This window comes from Streptomyces sp. NPDC050164, assembly GCF_044459945.1.
In the GTDB taxonomy this organism is placed as follows: domain Bacteria; phylum Actinomycetota; class Actinomycetes; order Streptomycetales; family Streptomycetaceae; genus Streptomyces; species Streptomyces coeruleorubidus_A.
In genome coordinates, this window is the sequence record NZ_JBITJK010000004.1 from 57,481 (window position 1) to 75,110 (window position 17,630).

General features: G+C 69.5%; 15 protein-coding genes and 5 tRNA genes. 12 read left to right on the forward strand and 8 right to left on the reverse strand.

Going from position 1 to position 17,630, the window contains the following annotated elements:
* Positions 1-51: 51 nt before the first annotated feature.
* Entirely contained in the window at positions 52-819 is a 768-nt protein-coding gene (locus ACIBNA_RS08070) for a GntR family transcriptional regulator (RefSeq protein ID WP_399164420.1), read from the reverse strand.
* 140 nt (positions 820-959) lie between these two features.
* On the opposite strand from ACIBNA_RS08070, the gene ACIBNA_RS08075 reads away from it, so the two are divergent.
* Genes ACIBNA_RS08075 through ACIBNA_RS08085 form a run of 3 tightly spaced genes read left to right on the forward strand, consistent with a single transcriptional unit; the run spans position 960 to position 1,727 of the window.
* Positions 960-1,298, forward strand: coding sequence for a hypothetical protein (locus ACIBNA_RS08075; protein WP_399164421.1), 339 nt, complete (start codon positions 960-962; stop codon positions 1,296-1,298).
* A gap of 46 nt (positions 1,299-1,344) precedes the next feature.
* Positions 1,345-1,569, forward strand: a complete 225-nt coding sequence (locus ACIBNA_RS08080) for a hypothetical protein (RefSeq protein ID WP_399164422.1) — start codon at positions 1,345-1,347, stop codon at positions 1,567-1,569.
* Positions 1,566-1,727, forward strand: a complete 162-nt coding sequence (locus tag ACIBNA_RS08085) for a hypothetical protein (RefSeq protein WP_399164423.1) — start codon at positions 1,566-1,568, stop codon at positions 1,725-1,727. Before ACIBNA_RS08080 ends, ACIBNA_RS08085 begins: the two co-directional genes overlap by 4 nt.
* Positions 1,728-2,061: 334 nt before the next feature.
* On the opposite strand, the gene ACIBNA_RS08090 is transcribed toward ACIBNA_RS08085, so the two are convergent.
* The 4 genes from ACIBNA_RS08090 to ACIBNA_RS08105 form a co-directional block, all read right to left on the reverse strand.
* Positions 2,062-2,134: transfer RNA gene (locus ACIBNA_RS08090), tRNA-Lys, on the reverse strand.
* A gap of 185 nt (positions 2,135-2,319) precedes the next feature.
* Positions 2,320-4,443, reverse strand: a complete 2,124-nt coding sequence (locus ACIBNA_RS08095) for a DEAD/DEAH box helicase (protein ID WP_399164424.1) — start codon at positions 4,441-4,443, stop codon at positions 2,320-2,322.
* Between the two features lie 350 nt (positions 4,444-4,793).
* On the reverse strand, positions 4,794-5,339 hold the full coding sequence (locus ACIBNA_RS08100; RefSeq protein WP_399164425.1) for a hypothetical protein: 546 nt from the start codon (positions 5,337-5,339) through the stop codon (positions 4,794-4,796).
* An 87-nt stretch (positions 5,340-5,426) separates the two neighbouring features.
* Positions 5,427-5,777 (reverse strand): metallopeptidase family protein, encoded by a 351-nt coding sequence (locus ACIBNA_RS08105; RefSeq protein WP_059420586.1) that lies wholly within the window; start codon positions 5,775-5,777, stop codon positions 5,427-5,429.
* 83 nt (positions 5,778-5,860) lie between these two features.
* On the opposite strand from ACIBNA_RS08105, the gene ACIBNA_RS08110 reads away from it, so the two are divergent.
* The 7 genes from ACIBNA_RS08110 to ACIBNA_RS08140 all read left to right on the forward strand — a co-directional run bounded on the left by ACIBNA_RS08110 (position 5,861) and on the right by ACIBNA_RS08140 (position 12,485).
* Positions 5,861-7,447 carry a metallophosphoesterase gene (locus ACIBNA_RS08110; RefSeq protein WP_399164426.1) on the forward strand — a complete coding sequence of 529 codons (1,587 nt, stop codon included), beginning with the start codon at positions 5,861-5,863 and terminating at the stop codon, positions 7,445-7,447.
* Positions 7,448-7,527: 80 nt separating this feature from the next.
* Positions 7,528-7,600: transfer RNA gene (locus tag ACIBNA_RS08115), tRNA-Glu, on the forward strand.
* A gap of 37 nt (positions 7,601-7,637) precedes the next feature.
* A tRNA-Asp gene (locus tag ACIBNA_RS08120) sits at positions 7,638-7,712 on the forward strand.
* 24 nt (positions 7,713-7,736) lie between these two features.
* Positions 7,737-7,810 (forward strand) — tRNA-Phe (locus ACIBNA_RS08125).
* A gap of 145 nt (positions 7,811-7,955) precedes the next feature.
* Positions 7,956-11,924 carry an ATP-dependent RNA helicase HrpA gene (gene hrpA, locus ACIBNA_RS08130; RefSeq protein WP_399164427.1) on the forward strand — a complete coding sequence of 1,323 codons (3,969 nt, stop codon included), beginning with the start codon at positions 7,956-7,958 and terminating at the stop codon, positions 11,922-11,924.
* 93 nt (positions 11,925-12,017) lie between these two features.
* Positions 12,018-12,092, forward strand: a tRNA-Asp gene (locus ACIBNA_RS08135).
* Between the two features lie 192 nt (positions 12,093-12,284).
* Positions 12,285-12,485, forward strand: coding sequence for a DUF6274 family protein (locus ACIBNA_RS08140; RefSeq protein ID WP_086601707.1), 201 nt, complete (start codon positions 12,285-12,287; stop codon positions 12,483-12,485).
* A gap of 461 nt (positions 12,486-12,946) precedes the next feature.
* Here the strand turns inward: ACIBNA_RS08140 and bldC are convergent, their stop codons facing one another.
* Positions 12,947-13,153 carry a developmental transcriptional regulator BldC gene (bldC, locus tag ACIBNA_RS08145; RefSeq protein WP_003949541.1) on the reverse strand — a complete coding sequence of 69 codons (207 nt, stop codon included), beginning with the start codon at positions 13,151-13,153 and terminating at the stop codon, positions 12,947-12,949.
* A 596-nt stretch (positions 13,154-13,749) separates the two neighbouring features.
* Positions 13,750-14,595 (reverse strand): hypothetical protein, encoded by an 846-nt coding sequence (locus tag ACIBNA_RS08150; protein WP_399164428.1) that lies wholly within the window; start codon positions 14,593-14,595, stop codon positions 13,750-13,752.
* A gap of 222 nt (positions 14,596-14,817) precedes the next feature.
* Between ACIBNA_RS08150 and ACIBNA_RS08155 the strand changes: the two genes are divergently transcribed.
* Together ACIBNA_RS08155 and ACIBNA_RS08160 are read left to right on the forward strand one after the other, a co-directional pair.
* On the forward strand, positions 14,818-15,921 hold the full coding sequence (locus tag ACIBNA_RS08155) for a Leu/Phe/Val dehydrogenase (RefSeq protein ID WP_399164429.1): 1,104 nt from the start codon (positions 14,818-14,820) through the stop codon (positions 15,919-15,921).
* A 299-nt stretch (positions 15,922-16,220) separates the two neighbouring features.
* The gene (locus ACIBNA_RS08160; protein WP_020277200.1) at positions 16,221-16,472 is read left to right on the forward strand and encodes a DUF3073 domain-containing protein; all 252 of its coding nucleotides are present in this window, start codon (positions 16,221-16,223) and stop codon (positions 16,470-16,472) included.
* 84 nt (positions 16,473-16,556) lie between these two features.
* On the opposite strand, the gene purM is transcribed toward ACIBNA_RS08160, so the two are convergent.
* Positions 16,557-17,624, reverse strand: coding sequence for a phosphoribosylformylglycinamidine cyclo-ligase (gene purM / locus ACIBNA_RS08165; RefSeq protein ID WP_399164430.1), 1,068 nt, complete (start codon positions 17,622-17,624; stop codon positions 16,557-16,559).
* Between the last annotated feature and the right edge of the window lie 6 nt (positions 17,625-17,630).

Consider the following 17,630-nt stretch of genomic DNA (forward strand, 5'->3'; position numbering starts at 1 on the left):
AGCGGCCCCGCTCTCCTCCGGGAGGGCGGGGCCGCTTCGTCATGTCTGGGGTCAGTCGTCGAGGTCGATACGGAAGTCGACCACCGTCGTGTCGCCCCTCCTGACGATCGGGTGGGCGACCTCGACGACCCGGCCGGTGTCGGCGATGTGCCTGCGGGTGTACCGGAGCACGGGCACGCCGGCACCGATCCGGAGTGTGGCCGCCTCCAGCTCGGTCGGCATGGCCGCCGTGAAGCTCTCGGTGATCTGCGTAACGTGGATGCCGAGGCTTCCCAGCTGGGCCCTCGTGCCGCCCGGCCAGGGCTCGTTGATGGGGTCGGCGACCGGAGTGCCGGCCACGTCGGACCACCGCACATAGCTGGTCGACATCTGGGTGGGCTGGTCGTTGTCATAGAACACAAAGTGCCGTGCGAGCAGTTCCTCACCCGGCTCGCACTCGAACAGCGCGGCCAGCTCGGTGTCTGCCTGGACCCGCTCGAACCGCTTGTCGAGCCGGTACTCACTCCAACCAATGCCCTGATCCCGGGTGTACGGCGTCGACTTGGCTCCCGGCGCAGCCCGGTAGCGGTCGGCCGGCATGCGGTGCACGGGCGGCCGCGGGCGCACGCGCGTACCGGCGCGGGCCCGGGTCTCGATGAGGCCTTCCCCACGCAGGATGCCGAGGGACTGCCGGACCGTCGTCTGCGATACGCCGTAGGTAGCGGACAGCTCGGGGAGCGTCGGCAGTTGCGCGCCGGGCGGGTAGTCGCCAGCGTCGATGCGGGCGCGCAGTTCCGCCGCGATCCGCACGTATTCGGCTTGCTCCTGGCGGTCAGCCACCGCGCCCACCTCCCACAGTGATCCATCCGATTCTGTGCACACATAGTGCCGTGACTGACTTGACCGGCGCCAACACGCCCGCCAATCTGTAAGCAGATAACCACTATCCGCAAGCAGGAACTAGGCGGCGGGGGACAGCTATGCCCGAGTCGGGCCAGACGTGGCAGAAGCCCTTCAAGGCCGAGCCCATCGAGGCGCGCCACGTCCGCCTGTGGGTCGCTGGCCGCGTGAGGCACTCCGACGCCCCGACGGTCGCACACGAGCTGTACGTGGCGATCCTCAGCTCGGGCGCCTCGGCCGTCGACATGACCCTGTCGACGGCCGGGCCGCGCGTCCGCATCACCGCACTCGGACCCGACCCGCTTCCCCTGCTCTACAGCCACGGGCCCGGCTGGCAGATCATCACCGGCCTCGCCACAACGTCCGGGCTCACCACCGACGAATGCGGGCTGTGGGCGCAGTTAGGGACGAGCCGGTGACCGGGGACCTGGAAGCCGCCGACACGCAAGCCGCGAGGGACAGCAGATGAGCAGCATCACCGAGAACCCGCCGCAAGCCATACCCCTGACACCGTGGCAGGAGGCGTTCGTGCGCCTCGCGGACCACTGCATCCGCTGTCCGGAGTGCAGCGCCGTGGACGCGAAGGGCTGGAACCTCAACCTCCCCTGCGCCGGGCGCGACCCGCTGCAAGCGGAGTACCGGCAGGCCTGGCGCCAGGCCGCGGCGACCCGAGAAAGGAGCCGGGCATGATCTGCGCACGCTGCGACGAGCCGCTCCGCGAGGGCGACGACTTCGACGAGCAGTCGGTCGACGGGGCGAGCGGCCCCGGCATCACGATCTACCGCCACCGACAGCCCTGCCGTCCGGCCGTGCCCAGGCAGACGGCCCCCGCGCCGCTGCGACGCTGACCCCCGGTGCCGGCAGCGCCGCCGACCGCGCCGGTAGCGGGATGAGCCCGCCGAAGGTGCTGGGATCGCTCGTGGGACCCTCCCCCGCGAGCAATCCCGGAGAGGACACCGGAGGCGGGGCAGGGTGGCCGCCCCCCGTGGGGCGGCCACCCGCTCCCCTTCCCCCCAGGGGAGTTGAACGGCCCTCAGCTGGGATCCCCGCCAGCTGGGGGCCGTTCGCATGTTCAGCATGATCCTTTGACCCTCGGGCCAGCTACGGGCCAGCTAGCGATCATGGAACTTGCCTATAACGGACAAACCCCAGGTCACTCCTGGGTGACCTGGGGTTTTGCGGTAGGCCCTGTGGGACTCGAACCCACAACCAATGGATTAAAAGTCCACTGCTCTGCCAATTGAGCTAAGGGCCCGGGCGATGTTGCTCCCACGAGCATAGCCGGACGAGGCCGAGTCTCCGATCGGGTATCGGTTCCCGGCCGTGCCGGAGGGGGGAACAGACGCTGTGACGGCCGCGGATCCACCCGTGCGGGACGCAACGGCAAAGCGCCGCGGCCCGCCCGTAGGAGAGGGCCGCGGCGCTCGTCACGCGTCTGTGTCAGCCGTTGCGCTTCCAGCGCGGCTTGTCCTCACGGCGGCCGAAGGAACCGCCGCCACGGTGGTCGTCACGACGGCCGTGCGGACGCTCGTGACCGCCGGCACGGTAGCCCGGACGGTCGTCCCGGCGGTCCCGGTTGAAGGGACGGTCGCTGCCGCGGTGCCCACCGCGCTCGTCCCGGCGGAAGCCGCCGCGGTCGTCACGACGCTCGAACGGACGCCCGCCGCGGTCGTCACGACGCTCGAAGGAACGGCCGCCGCGGTCGTCACGACGCTCGAAGGAACGCCCGCCGCGGTCGTCACGCCGGAAGCCCCCGCGCTCACCCCGGTCGCCCTGGTCGGCCCGGTCGTCCCGGCGGAAACCACCACGGTCGTCACGACGCTCGAACGAACGGCCACCACGGTCACGATCCCGGTCACGGTCCCGGTTGAACCCACCGCGGTCGTCACGGCGCTCGAAGGAACGGCCACCACGGTCGTCACGGCGCTCGAACGAACGGCCACCACGGTCGCGGTCGGAGGAACGGCCGCCACGGTCGTCACGACGCTCGAAGGAGCGGTCCCGGTCGGCGTACCGGTCACGTCCGGACCCGCCGCGCTCCTCGCGCCGCTCCCGCCGCTCGTACGGCGCGGGAGCCTCGGCGCGCTCGGCGTCCTGCGCGGTCCGCTGCTCCGGCACCGAGATCTCGACGTCGGCCGGAACCTCCACGGACGCCTCGGACACCGCCGCCTGCGGCTCCTCGCCGCGCTCGCGAGCGACCCGCGCGAGCAGCCGGTCGGACTCCTCACGCAGCTCGTTCGCACGCCGCTGCGCCCGCTCCAGCTCCTTGGTGAGCTGGGCGACCTCGCGCTCGGCCTGCTGCGCGGCGTTGCCCACGGACTCGGCCTGGACCTCGGTCATCGACCGGGCACCGGTGATCTCGGCGACCTCCGGGTCGAAGGCCGCGCCGCCCTGGATGATGTGGCGCGTGGCGTCGACGCCCGCGTCCTCCATCAGCCGGAAGATCTGGCGCCGCTGGTGCGGCAGGGACAGCGACACGACCGTGCCGGTGCGGCCGGCACGCGCCGTACGGCCCGCGCGGTGCAGGTAGTCCTTGTGGTCGCCGGCCGGGTCCACGTTCAGCACCAGGTCGATGCCGTCGACGTGGATGCCGCGCGCCGCGACGTCGGTCGCGACGAGCACGTTGACGTACCCGTCCTTGAAGTCGGCCAGGGTCCGCGTGCGCGCGCCCTGCGTCATGCCGCCGTGCAGCGCGTCGGCCTTCACACCGGAGTCGCGCAGCTGCTCGGCGACTCGGTCGGCGCCGAGCTGGGTGCGGACGAAGATGATCGTGCGGCCCTTGCGGGAGGCGATGGCCGCGGTGACCGGCGCCTTGTCCTTGGGCTTCACGATGAGGATGTGGTGCGACATGGTCGTCACCGCGCCCTGGGCGGCGTCCACCTCGTGGTGGACCGGGTCCTTCAGGTACCGGTCGACGAGGGTCTTGATCTCGTTCTCCATGGTCGCGGAGAACAGCATCCGCTGACCGCCCGCGGGCACCTGGTCCAGCAGCTCCGTCACCTCGGGCAGGAAGCCCAGGTCGGACATCTGGTCGGCCTCGTCGAGAACGGCGATCTGCACGTTCTCCAGCGAGCAGGCGCCGCGGTTGATGATGTCGCGCAGCCGGCCCGGGGTGGCGACCAGGACGTCGACGCCCTTCTCCAGGGCGTAGATCTGGTTGCCCATGGACGTACCGCCGCAGACGACCTTCATCTTGAGGCCGAGGACGTCGCCGTAGGGCTGGAGCGCGTCGGCGACCTGCATGGCGAGTTCACGCGTCGGCGTGAGGATGACGGCCCGCGGCTTGTGCTTCTCGGTCCGGCCGCCGGCCAGCGTGGCCAGGGCCGGCAGACCGAAGGAGAGGGTCTTGCCGGAGCCGGTGCGGCCACGGCCGAGGATGTCCTTGCCGAGCAGGGCGTCCGGGATGGTGGCGGCCTGGATCGGGAAGGGGGTGGTCACGCCGTTCTGCGCGAGCTTGCGGACGACGCCCTCGGGCAGACCGAGGTCGGCGAAAGTGACCTCGGGGGCGTCGTCGGCTGCCTCGTTCTCGGGCAGGACGATGTGATCAGTACTGGTGATGGACATGCGAATGCGAAACCTTCCGGAGTCTCGTCGGCACGCGCCCGTCAACTCCGTGATTCGCGATTCGCAATACGACCGCCTCAATGCGGTCCACCACGGCAAGGGAGAGAGTACGCGCCACACGGCGCGCTCTGCGGTGGCGCCGGGCAAGATGGGATCAAACGATCTGCCACCATACGCACTCCGGGCCCCGCAAGGCAAACCGGAACTACGCAGAAGACAGCGGGATGCTCTCCGACGACCGGAAAGCCTCCCGACCGCTCCCAACCAACCTCCGGCCGGAAATGTTCCCGCCGCGACGGCACACTCCCCGCCCGACGGCGGCGACCCGCCGCAACTGCGCACTCCCGGCCCTACGCCGGCGACCCCGCCTGCGGTGCCGGTTCCCGCTGGGCGAGCTGCGGCTCCGGCGGCTCGTGCGCCGACGACGACGGCTCCGGCTTGTCCGTCGGCTCCGGCGAGGTCGTCACCTCGGTCGGCGTCGGCGATGGGTCGGGATCGGCCGACCGGGTGGGCGCCGGCGGAGCCGGCGGCTTCGGCGGCTTCGGCGACGGCCTGGCCAGCTTGCCCGGCTTCTCGCGCCCCGGCGCGGACGCGCTCACCACGGCGGACGGCGACACCCCGGGAGCCGCCGACTCCCCCGGCTCACCGCCCTTGCCCTTCTCGCCCTTCTTGCCCTTGCCGCGCCCGCGCTCGCCGTCGGCCGCCGCACCGAGCCCGGTACCGCCGCCCGACACCGCCGAGCCACCGTCGGGCGCCTCACCACCGGGCTGCCCGGCGGAGTGCGACGGCTTGACGCTCCCGCCCGCGTCGTCGTCGCCGACGCTCATGCAGCCGGCGGCAGCGGCGACGGCCACGACCGTGGCGGCCAGACGGACGGGTACGTACAAGGGGCGCACGGGGCCACCTCCGGGAAGGGTGATGGAGTCAACACCTCCAACTCCCGCCGCCCACAAGAGGACACGCGCCCCGTGCTCACAACCCGCTCAGCCGTAACCCAGGGCGTGAAGGCGCGCGTCGTCGATGCCGAAGTGGTGCGCGATCTCGTGCACCACCGTGATCTCCGTCTCGGCGACGACGTCCTCCCGCGACTCGCACATCCGCAACGTCGGATTCCGGTAGATGGTGATGCGATCCGGCAGCACACCGGCGTACCACTCGCCCCGGTCGGTCAGCGGAGTCCCCTCGTACAGCCCGAGCAGCTCGGGATCGTCCGACGGCGGATCGTCCTCGACGAACACCGCGACGTTGTCCATCAGTCGCGTCAACTCCGGCGGGATCCGGTCGAGCGCCTCGGCGACCAGTTCCTCGAACTCCTCGCGCGTCATCTCCAGCACAGGCCCATTGTCGGCCACGACACAGCCGAACGAGAGCCTTCCGGCGCCGCATATCCGGCCCGCTACTTGGGCATACGGGACCAATGGCCCGCGTCCCCGCCGCAGTCCTGAGTGTCCTGAACCCGATCCGCAAGGCCCCGCACACCCTCGCCCGCCGCTACCGCTCCCGTCAGGCCCCGGCCACGATCGAGCTCGTGCCGCAGCCGCACCCGTGGTCCCGGGCGGTGGGACTCGTGGCCGTGGTCCTCCTCGGCGCCTGGCTGGGCCTCCTGGTCGTGGGCAATGTCCGGGTCCCGGTCGGCCCCATGAACACCACCATGACCCTGCGCCCCTCCTTCACCGGCGGCACAAAGATCAACATCTCGCCCCTGGGCGCCCTCCAGCTGGACAGCCACATCGCCCCGGTCCGCCTGGACGTGAACGTCGACCAGCTCGACCCGGTCCGCTCCCAGGTCCTGGTCGACCACCCCGAGCGGCTCTCCGGCCTCCAGGACGAGGTCACCGAGGACGTCGGGCGCGGCACTCTCGACCTGGCCGTCCGCTCGAGCGTCGCCGTCGTCGGCGGCGCCACCGCACTCGGCCTCGCGGTCTACCGCCGCCCCCGCCGCGCCCTGGCCGCCGGCGGCCTCGCCCTCACCCTCCTCGCCGCATCGGGCGGCACGGCCTACGCCACCTGGCACCCCGACTCCGTCCTGGAGCCCAAGTTCTCCGGACTCCTCACCTCGGCCCCCTCCCTGGTCGGCAACGCGCGCAGCATCGTCACCGAATTCGACGTCTACCAGAAGGAATTGGCCCGCCTGGTCACCAACGTGACCAAGCTCTACGACGCCACCTCGACCCTCCCGGTCTACGCGCCCGACCCCTCCACCATCCGGGTCCTGCACGTCTCCGACATCCACCTGAACCCGGCGAGCTGGAAGATCATCGCCTCGCTGGTGGAGCAGTACAAGGTGGACGTGATCGTCGACTCGGGCGACACGATGGACCACGGCACGGCCGCCGAGAACGGCTTCCTGGACCCCATCGAGGACCTCGGGGCCCCCTACGTCTGGGTCCGCGGCAACCATGACTCGATGATCACCCAGCGCTATCTGGAGGGCCTGAAGAACGTCCACGTCCTGGACGGCGGCCGGGCCAAGACGATCAAGGGCCTGCGCTTCGCGGGCATCGGCGACCCGCAGTTCACCCCGGACCGCTCGAAGCAGCCGGGCAACGAGCAGTCCCAGGAGCTGGCCGGCGCCCGCCTGGCCACGGCCCTGCGCGACCAGCGCACGGCCGGAACCCCGGTGGACATCGCCATCGCCCACGAGCCGTCGGCGGCCCGCGAGGTCGACGGCGAGGTACCGCTGGTGCTGGCCGGCCACGTCCACCACGACGAGATGGAAGTCCTGAAGTACGGCACCCGACTCCGTATCGAGGGCTCCACGGGCGGCAGCGGCCTGCGCGCCATCGAGGGCAAGCACCCGGACCCCATCGAGGCGTCGATCCTGTACTTCGACCGGGACACCCGCCACCTCCAGGCCTGGGACGAGATCGAACTGGGCGGCCTCGGCCTCACGACGGCCGAGGTCAGCCGCCACCTCCCGGCGGAGAACCAGCCCGGCGCCACCCAGTCCCCGACCACTCCCACGACACAGTCCCCGTCGGCGTCCCCGACGCCCTCCTCCTAAACCGTTTTGGCGATAGCTCCCGCCATCCCATATGCTTCTCACGTCCCCGACGCGCTGAGAAGCGCCCAGGCGGGCCGATAGCCCTCATCGTCTAGCGGCCTAGGACGCCGCCCTTTCAAGGCGGTAGCACGGGTTCGAATCCCGTTGGGGGCACGCACCACCCTGTGCGACACTGTCGTACGACACGCTTGGTCCTGTGGAGCAGTTTGGAGTGCTCGCCACCCTGTCAAGGTGGAGGCCGCGGGTTCAAATCCCGTCAGGACCGCTGAGGTTTCACGTGAAACCTCGTGGCTGGGTAGCTCAGTTGGTACGAGCGTCCGCCTGAAAAGCGGAAGGTCGCCGGTTCGACCCCGGCCCCAGCCACAACGGAAGCCCCCGTCGAGATCTCGACGGGGGCTTCGCTTTGCCTTCCCCCCCCAGAGGTCCGAAAGGGCGCGTGACCCGGCCAAACCGCCGGAGACAAAAGCGTTAGCCACGAAAATCCGCGGGATGAGATCCTGGATCGCGTATGTCTACGCAATCCGCCCCCGCCCTCGGCGCCCTCGCCTCCCGCCTGACCGAGCTGTCCCTGCGCGACGCGCACCGGCTCGGGCGCAGGCTCGAAGGTGCGCGCAAGATCCGTAAGCCGGAGGCCCGGGCCGCCGTGCTGGCCGAGATCGAGGCCGAGCTCGGCAAGGCCGAGGAGCGGATGACCGGGCGACGCAGCCGCGTACCCGACATCACGTATCCCGAGCAGCTGCCGGTCAGCCAGAAGAAGGACGAGATCGCCGACGCCATCCGCGACCACCAGGTCGTGATCGTCGCCGGTGAGACCGGTTCCGGTAAGACCACGCAGATCCCGAAGATCTGTATGGAGCTCGGGCGCGGGGTCCGCGGCATGATCGGGCACACCCAGCCCCGCCGTATCGCCGCCCGTACCGTCGCCGAGCGCGTGGCGGAGGAGCTGGACACCCCGCTGGGCGAGGCCGTCGGCTGGAAGGTCCGCTTCACCGACCAGGTCGACCCGGACGCCACCTTCGTCAAGCTCATGACGGACGGCATCCTGCTCGCCGAGATCCAGACCGACCGCGAGCTGCGCGCCTACGACACGATCATCATCGACGAGGCCCACGAGCGCTCCCTCAACATCGACTTCCTGCTGGGCTACCTCGCCCAGCTGCTGCCGAAGCGACCCGACCTCAAGGTCGTCATCACCTCGGCCACCATCGACCCCGAGCGCTTCTCCCGGCACTTCGGCGACGCCCCGATCGTCGAGGTCAGCGGCCGTACGTACCCCGTGGAGGTCCGCTACCGGCCGCTCCTGGAGGAGGACGGCGACGACGCCGACCGCGACCAGATCACCGCGATCGTCGACGCCGTCGAGGAACTCCAGAAGGAGGGCCAGGGCGACATCCTGGTCTTCCTCTCCGGCGAGCGGGAGATCCGGGACACGGCCGACGCCCTGACCAAGAAGAACTACCGCTTCACGGAGATCCTGCCTCTCTACGCCCGGCTCTCCCACGCCGAACAGCACCGCGTCTTCCAGCCGCACACCGGACGCAGGATCGTTCTGGCCACGAACGTCGCCGAGACCTCCCTCACCGTCCCGGGCATCAAGTACGTCATCGACCCGGGCTTCGCCCGCATCTCCCGCTACAGCCACCGCACCAAGGTCCAGCGCCTCCCCATCGAGCCGGTCTCCCAGGCCAGCGCCAACCAGCGCAAGGGCCGCTGCGGCCGTACGTCGGACGGCATCTGCATCCGCCTCTACAGCGAGGACGACTTCAACGCCCGCCCGGAGTTCACGGACGCGGAGATCCTCCGTACGAACCTCGCCTCCGTCATCCTCCAGATGACCGCGGCCGGCCTCGGCGACATCGAGAAGTTCCCCTTCATCGACCCGCCGGACCACCGCAACATCCGCGACGGCGTGCAGCTCCTCCAGGAGCTGGGCGCCCTCGACCCGGCGCAGAAGGATCCCCGCAAACGGCTCACCGACACCGGCCGCAAGCTCGCCCAGCTGCCCGTCGACCCGCGCCTGGCCCGGATGGTCCTGGAGGCGGACAAGAACGGCTGCGTGCGCGAGGTCATGGTCATAGCCGCCGCGCTGTCCATCCAGGACCCGCGCGAACGCCCCGCCGACAAGCAGACCCAGGCCGATCAGCAGCACGCCCGTTTCAAGGACGAGACCAGCGACTTCCTGGCCTACCTCAACCTCTGGCGCTACATCCGCGAGCAGCAGAAGGAGCGCGGTTCGTCCTCCTTCCGCCGGATGTGCAAGCAGGAGTACCTCAACTTCCTTCGCATCCGCGAATGGCAGGACATCTACAGCCAGTTGCGCACGGTCGCGAAACAGATGGGCATCCACCTCAGCGAGGACGACGCCCCGGCCGACCGCATCCACGTCTCCCTCCTCGCTGGCCTGCTGTCCCACATCGGCATGAAGGACGTGAAGGACGCCGGGGCGGAAAGCGGGAGAGGCACCGGGAAGAACGAGTATCTGGGCGCCCGCAACGCCAAGTTCGCGATCTTCCCCGGCTCGGCCCTCTTCAAGAAGCCCCCGCGCTTCGTGATGTCCGCCGAACTCGTCGAGACGTCCCGCCTCTGGGCCCGCGTCAACGCCAAGATCGAGCCCGAGTGGGTTGAACCCCTCGCCGGCCACCTCCTCAAGCGCACGTACAGCGAACCGCACTGGGAGAAGGACCAGGCCGCGGTGATGGCGTACGAGAAGGTCACGCTCTACGGCGTGCCGATCGTGGCGCAGCGGAAGGTCAACTACGGCCGGATCGACCCGGAGATCAGCCGCGGGCTGTTCATCCGGAACGCGCTCGTCGAGGGCGACTGGCGCACGCACCACAAGTTCTTCTCGGACAACCGCAGACTCCTCACCGAGGTCGAGGAGCTGGAGCACCGGGCCCGGCGCCGGGACATCCTGGTCGACGACGAGACGCTGTTCGACTTCTACGACCAGCGGATCCCCGAACACGTCGTCTCCGGCGCCCACTTCGACTCCTGGTGGAAGCACAAGCGGCACGAGCAGCCCGACTTCCTCGACTTCGAGCGCGAGATGCTCATCAACGAGAAGGCGGGCGAGGTCACCAAGGACGACTATCCGGACTCCTGGCGCCAGGGGAACCTCAAGTTCCGTGTGACGTACCAGTTCGAGCCGGGCGCGGACGCCGACGGCGTGACCGTCCACATCCCGCTCCAGGTCCTCAACCAGGTCACGGACGAGGGCTTCGACTGGCAGATCCCGGGCCTGCGGGAGGAGCTCGTCACGGAGCTCATCCGGTCCCTGCCCAAGCCGATCCGCCGCAACTACGTGCCCGCGCCGAACTACGCGAAGGCGTTCCTCGACCGCGCGGTGCCCCTCCAGGAGCCGCTCACCACGACCATGACCCGCGAGTTGCGGCGCATGGTGGGCGTGCCCTTCGAGGCGGACGACTTCGACTGGTCCAAGGTCCCCGACCACCTCAAGGTCACGTTCCGGATCGTCGACGAGCGGCGCCGCAAGCTCGCCGAGGACAAGGACCTTCAGGCGCTGAAGCTCAGGCTCCGGCCGAAGGCCCGCAAAGCCCTCTCCCAGGCGGCGGCCGCCACGGCGGAACGCCAGGGCGGCGAGTCCCTGGAGCGCAAGGGCCTCACGGACTGGACGATCGGCACCCTCACCCGCGTCTTCGAGACCCGGCGAGCCGGCCAGCCGGTGAAGGCGTACCCGGCGCTGGTCGACGACGGCGACACGGTCTCCGTACGCCTCTTCGACACGGAGGCCGAGCAGCAGCAGGCCATGTGGAAGGGCACCCGCCGCCTGATCCTGCGCAACATCCCGGTCAACCCGGCCAAGTTCGCCTCCGAGAAGCTGACGAACGCGCAGAAGCTGGCGCTGTCCGCAAATCCGCACGGCTCCATACAGGCGCTGTTCGACGACTGCGCGATGGCGGCCGCCGACAAACTGATCGCGGACTTCGGCGGACCGGCGTGGGACGAGGAGTCGTACCGCAAGCTGTACGACAAGGTGCGCGCCGAGATCGTCGACACGACCGTCCGCACAGTGGGCCAGGTGCAGCAGGTCCTGGCCGCCTGGCAGTCCTGTGAACGCCGCCTGAAGGCCGTACGCAGCCCCGCGCTGCTGCCGAACCTCCAGGACGTACGGAGGCAGCTGGACGCCCTCGTGAAGCCCGGCTTCGTGACGGAGGCAGGCCTGCGCCGCATGCCGGACCTGATGCGCTACCTGGTGGCAGCGGACCGGCGTCTGACGCAGATGCCGACGAACGTCCAGCGGGACACCACGCGGATGCAGAAGGTCCACGAGATGCAGGACGAGTACGCCTGGCTCCTGGAGCAGATGCCGCAGGGCCGGCCGGTGCCGTCGTCGGTCCTCGACATCCGCTGGATGATCGAGGAACTCCGGGTCAGCTACTTCGCCCACGCGCTGGGCACGGCGTACCCCGTCTCCGACAAGCGGATCGTGAAGGCGATCGACGCGGCGGTGCCGTAACGGCGTGCGCACGCAGAGTGAGTTCGACCAGGGACCCACCCTCCTGTACAGTCTCTTCTCGCAGCGCAACGCACGAATGGCGCCGCGAAACCTGGTCCTGTGGAGCAGTTTGGAGTGCTCGCCACCCTGTCAAGGTGGAGGCCGCGGGTTCAAATCCCGTCAGGACCGCAAGTGAAAGAGCCCGGATCTTCGGATCCGGGCTCTTTCGGTTGCCCGAACCCCGCCGCGCCCAGGCTCCTTTGTGCGCCCCTGACCTGCGAGATGCCCCTTCCCGGTCCTTCACGCCGTCTTGACGGCCTGTCGTTCCCTCGGTACCCAGAAACCAGGGCCGTTCCCCGTTCGGCCTTCTGGAGGTGGCGTATGGCGGCATCGGCTAGGCATGAGACGCGGGCCCTGCTCCGCGCGCACCTGGCGGCCGCGTCGTCGTACCGGCATCTCACTCGCCACTGTCCGATCTGCCATCACCTGCTGCGCCTGGCGATGGAGTCCGCCCAGTCCGCCCCTCGCACCGCCCAGGCCTCCCAGGGGGCCGTCGAGAACGAGAGTCCGGCGCGAGCCTGACCGAAGGCCGGCCTCAACACCCGTTCGTACGCGGGGCGCTGGAGCCGATGGTTCCACTAACGCACCCGCGGCGGAGCTAACAAGCCGCTTGGTATGTGACGGGTGTCACTGCATGAGTTTTGGAATGTGCGGTACTTACACCCCGCCTACAACAGGTCAATTTAATATGTGCAATTGCACCCCTTCGACGGTGCTGCACACAGGGGATCCGACACCCCTCCCCAGACTCCGACAAGGCCGCTCACAACTGGGCTCAGCAGGCCGACAGCCGGCGCACAAAAAGGTCGCGCTGGACCCGGCGGAGTCCAGCGCGACCGACGACGCACCCTGTTATATGCCTGGATAGCTCTGACTGGCGTGGGCGTGGGGCCTGTTGGGGCAGGACCCGCGTCGCTTGGAGCCGTGGTTCCGGACCTCTCGGCTGATGGGGGACCAGCCGGTTTGCCCGGTTATTCAGTTGTTCAGGCCTCGCTGCGCTGCTGCGGAATGCCCGCGAGCAGAGCACGGACCTCTGCCTCGCGGTAGCGGCGATGCCCGCCGAGCGTTCGGATCGACGTGAGCTTGCCGGCCTTCGCCCACCGCGTGACCGTCTTGGGGTCGACGCGGAACATGGTGGCGACCTCAGCCGGGGTCAGCAGCGGCTCGGCATCAGGGGTGCGAGCGGTCATGAGCGGCCTCCTCGGGAGAACCGAACCTTCTCGGTTCTTTCCTCTAAATTCTGCACCTTGACCCGCGTTGCCCGAAATGGCGGACGCGAGTCGAGTCGGTTATAGGACGAACGGCTTGTCCTCGGCACTACAACTACACCATCTGTCCAGCCGCGTCGGCCAAACCGATGGAATTGCCCTCCCAGGTGTTCATCAGCGACGGAAGCCGATGGACCATGCCATAGCGGACAGTCACGCCACTGTGACGATCAGTCACAGGACAATCAGGAGTCACCAGACCCCCCAAAGCGTGCAATGCTGAGATTCCGTCCACAATGCAGCACAACGGGACGGAAGGAGCCCCCCGGACTCCTTGTCCTATTTTGGCATGAGGAGGGGCAAGGGGCGCAAGGGCCATGTACGTGCAGTCCGTCACGTTTGGCCTACTTGGGAGGTACGCCCGGATCGGGACCTACGTCCGTTGTTGACAAAGCGTCAGGAAACGCGGAGTGCACTTCAGGAACGTCGGTGCGAGGACGAAACCCCAAAACGGGCGGTACGTCAAACGCCTGTTCGTGACCGACCGCGAGCGGTCCGTAGGGACCGAAGGTCAGAGGTCAGTTCGCCGACCGCAGATCCCGCACGGAACGCCACCGCTCCACCAGACGTGCGTACGCCTCCCCGGCGGCCGCCCCGTCGCCGCGGCGCAGCGCCGCGATGCCCTCGGCCACGTCCGCGGCCGAGTGGTCGCCCTCCAGCGCCCCGGTCGGCACGGCGTGCACCAGGCCGCCGTAGTCCAGCTCCACGAGCGAGCGCGGGTGGAACTCCTCCAGCCAGCGCCCGACGTCCACCAGGCCGTCGATCAGCGGCCCCTCGTCCATGGCCTCCTTCAGCGCCCGCAGGCCCCGGGCGACGCGCCGCCGGGCCTGGACCATGGGTGTGCGGTAGCGCAGCACCGGCGGGCTGTCCACGCTGTCGCCCTTGTCGTACTCGCGCTCCTCGTCGGCGACCAGCACGAACCAGTTGATCGGCACCTGCCAGGTCGCCGTCCGGATCCACGGCCGGGCGTCCGGGTTCTCCGCCAGCCAGCGCTCGTAGTCCTGGGCCGCCTGGCGGCGCAGGAAGGGCGGCAGGACCGCGTCCAGGACCGGCGGCGGCAGCTCCTCGGAGAGCTCCTCCAGGGCCTGCCAGCCGCGCAGCCGGGTGCGCCAGGGGCAGACACAGACGACGCCGTCCACGTCCAGGACGAAAGCGTCCTGGCTCTCGTGCACCGGCACCAGGACCGGTGGGGTGGGCGCCAAGTCGGCCAGGGCGCGGCGCAGTTCGTCCTGGTACGAGGGACGGTCCGGACGGCGGGCGTAGCGGGCCCAGTGGCTGCGCTCCGGTTCCGGGAAGGCGGCCAGCGGTTCGTACACGCGCAGATAGGTCGCGTAGGGGACGATCACCGAGGACACCTTGGGCACGCCTGCTCCCTCCCCCGCCCATCGTCGCGAAAACCTGCGGAACCCACTCACAAACGCGCGGGAAATCTATGCAAATCGTCGCACGGGTGTACTCCGGTCGGAGGTGATCCTGAGCACTGTGCGGCCGACGGGCCCACCAGGCTCTAATCTCGTGCTCAACAGCCCCGCCACCCGCACGGGAGCTGGTCTCCACCCGCCGCAATTTACTCAGGAGTCACCACAGTGACCGACGTAACCGGCGCACCTGCTGATGTACTGCACACCCTGTTCCACTCGGACCAGGGCGGTCATGAGCAAGTCGTGCTCTGCCAGGACAGCGCGAGCGGCCTCAAGGCCGTCATCGCCATCCACTCCACCGCCCTGGGCCCCGCGCTCGGCGGTACGCGCTTCTACCCGTACGCGAACGAGGCCGAGGCCGTCGCCGACGCGCTGAACCTCGCCCGCGGGATGTCGTACAAGAACGCCATGGCCGGTCTCGACCACGGCGGCGGCAAGGCCGTGATCATCGGCGACCCGGAGCGGATCAAGACCGAGGAGCTGCTCCTCGCCTACGGCCGGTTCGTCGCCTCCCTCGGCGGCCGGTACGTCACCGCCTGCGACGTCGGCACGTACGTCGCCGACATGGACGTCGTGGCCCGCGAGTGCCGCTGGACCACCGGCCGCTCCCCGGAGCACGGCGGCGCCGGGGACTCCTCCGTCCTCACCGCCTACGGCGTCTACCAGGGCATGCGGGCCTGCGCGCAGCACCTGTGGGGCGACCCCTCGCTGCGCGCGAAGCGGGTCGGCATCGCCGGCGTCGGCAAGGTCGGCCACCACCTGGTGGAGCACCTGGTGAAGGAGGGCGCCGAGGTCTTCGTCACTGACGTGCGCGAGGACGCCGTACGGCGGATCACCGAGCGGCACCGGGACGTCATGGCCGTGCAGGACACCGACGAGCTGATCCGCATCGACGGTCTGGGCATCTACGCCCCCTGCGCGCTGGGCGGGGCGCTGGACGACGACACCGTGCCGGTGCTGACCGCCGAGGTGGTCTGCGGCGCCGCCAACAACCAGCTCGCCCACCCGGGCGTGGAGAAGGACCTCGCCGACCGCGGGATGCTCTACGCGCCGGACTACGTGGTGAACGCCGGCGGTGTCATCCAGGTGGCCGACGAGTTGCACGGCTTCGACTTCGAACGGTGCAAGGCGAAGGCGGCGAAGATCTTCGACACCACGCTGGCCATATTCGCACGTGCGAAGGACGACGGCATTCCGCCGGCTGCAGCGGCCGACCGGATCGCCGAGCAGCGCATGCACGACGCGGCCATGGCCCGCCGGGCGCGCTGATTCGAAAGCGTCCTCGTACGTTTGGCCGGTACCCGTCGGTGGGCAGTTAGAGAGAACTCTCACTTCTACCGGCGGGTCGACCGCCGATAAGTGGTTAAAATCGCGGTTGACCAGCGAGGACGGGGCGCCTCGAAGGTCCTGGGCGCGGGCACGTCATGCGGGCGACGTACCGTATGGGCGCGGGCTCAGGTACCGTGGAAGCCCTACGGACCGGTCTCTCCGCGGAGAGTCCGTGCCGGACCATGAACGCGTGTCAAGACTCTGGGGCCGTCGAGCCCCGTCGTTGAGGGGGTCGAGCCATGGGGCGCGGCCGGGCCAAGGCCAAGCAGACGAAGGTCGCCCGCCAGCTGAAGTACAACAGCGGTGGGACTGACCTCTCACGCCTGGCCGAGGAGCTGGGTGCATCGCCTTCGAATCCGCAGCCGCCTAACGGCGGGCCGTTCGAGGACGATGATCAGGACGACGACCTGTACGCACGGTACGCCGACCTCTACGAGGACGACGATGAGGACGAGGACGACCAGTCTTCGCAGCACCGTCGCGGCGCTTGACCTTGCACTGAGCATTTACCCGGTCGGTGACTTCGGTCACCGACCGGGTTCTGTGCTGCCCGCAGGGTTACGGCCCTCCGTGCCTCAGTTCGCGTAGTCACCGATCAGGGCGGCGCCGGTGGTGTGCTCGCCCCGGTCCGTGATCTCGCCTGCCACCCAGGCGTCCACGCCACGGTCGGCCAGGGTCGCCAGGGCCACGTCCGTGGACTCCTGCGGCACGATCGCGATCATGCCGACGCCCATGTTCAGGGTCTTCTCCAGCTCCAGGCGCTCGACGCTGCCCGTCCGGCCGACGAGGTCGAAGACCGGGCCCGGGGCCCAGGTGGAGCGGTCGACGATCGCGTGCAGCTCGTCCGGGATGACCCGGGCGAGGTTGGCCGCGAGTCCGCCGCCGGTGACGTGGCTGAAGGCGTGCACCTCGGTGGTGCGCATCAGGGCCAGGCAGTCCAGCGAGTAGATCTTCGTCGGCTCCAGCAGTTCCTCGCCGAGGGTGCGGCCGAGCTCGTCGATGTGGGTGTCCAGGGCGAGGCCGGCCTGGTTCAGCAGGACATGCCGGACGAGGGAGTATCCGTTCGAGTGAAGACCGGAGGACGCCATGGCGACCACCGCGTCACCCGTCCGGATACGATCCGCGCCGAGCAGCCGGTCGGCCTCCACGACGCCCGTACCGGCACCGGCGACGTCGAAGTCGTCCTCCCCCAGCAGGCCCGGGTGCTCGGCCGTCTCGCCGCCCACCAGGGCGCAGCCGGCCAGCACACAGCCCTCGGCGATGCCCTTGACGATGGCGGCGACACGCTCGGGGTGGACCTTGCCCACACAGATGTAGTCGGTCATGAACAGCGGCTCGGCGCCGCACACCACGATGTCGTCCATGACCATGGCGACCAGGTCGTGGCCGATGGTGTCGTAGACGCCCAGCCGGCGGGCGATGTCGACCTTGGTGCCGACGCCGTCCGTGGCCGAGGCGAGCAGGGGCCGCTCGTAGTTCTTCAGGGCGGAGGCGTCGAAGAGGCCGGCGAAGCCGCCGAGGCCGCCGAGGACCTCGGGGCGCTGGGCCTTCTTCACCCACTCCTTCATCAGCTCGACGGCGCGGTCGCCCGCTTCGATGTCGACGCCCGCGGCTGCGTAGCTGGCACCAGTTGTCTCAGACATGGCTAA

Excerpts from the sequence above, each read along its gene's own strand:
- ACIBNA_RS08075 (WP_399164421.1), top strand. The coding sequence starts at position 960 with ATGCCCGAGTCGGGCCAGACGTGGCAGAAGCCCTTCAAGGCCGAGCCC.
- ACIBNA_RS08080 (WP_399164422.1), top strand. The coding sequence starts at position 1,345 with ATGAGCAGCATCACCGAGAACCCGCCGCAAGCCATACCCCTGACACCG.
- ACIBNA_RS08085 (WP_399164423.1), top strand. The coding sequence starts at position 1,566 with ATGATCTGCGCACGCTGCGACGAGCCGCTCCGCGAGGGCGACGACTTC.
- ACIBNA_RS08095 (WP_399164424.1), bottom strand. The coding sequence starts at position 4,443 with ATGTCCATCACCAGTACTGATCACATCGTCCTGCCCGAGAACGAGGCA.
- ACIBNA_RS08110 (WP_399164426.1), top strand. The coding sequence starts at position 5,861 with ATGGCCCGCGTCCCCGCCGCAGTCCTGAGTGTCCTGAACCCGATCCGC.
- hrpA (WP_399164427.1), top strand. The coding sequence starts at position 7,956 with ATGTCTACGCAATCCGCCCCCGCCCTCGGCGCCCTCGCCTCCCGCCTG.
- ACIBNA_RS08140 (WP_086601707.1), top strand. The coding sequence starts at position 12,285 with ATGGCGGCATCGGCTAGGCATGAGACGCGGGCCCTGCTCCGCGCGCAC.
- bldC (WP_003949541.1), bottom strand. The coding sequence starts at position 13,153 with ATGACCGCTCGCACCCCTGATGCCGAGCCGCTGCTGACCCCGGCTGAG.
- ACIBNA_RS08160 (WP_020277200.1), top strand. The coding sequence starts at position 16,221 with ATGGGGCGCGGCCGGGCCAAGGCCAAGCAGACGAAGGTCGCCCGCCAG.
- purM (WP_399164430.1), bottom strand. The coding sequence starts at position 17,624 with ATGTCTGAGACAACTGGTGCCAGCTACGCAGCCGCGGGCGTCGACATC.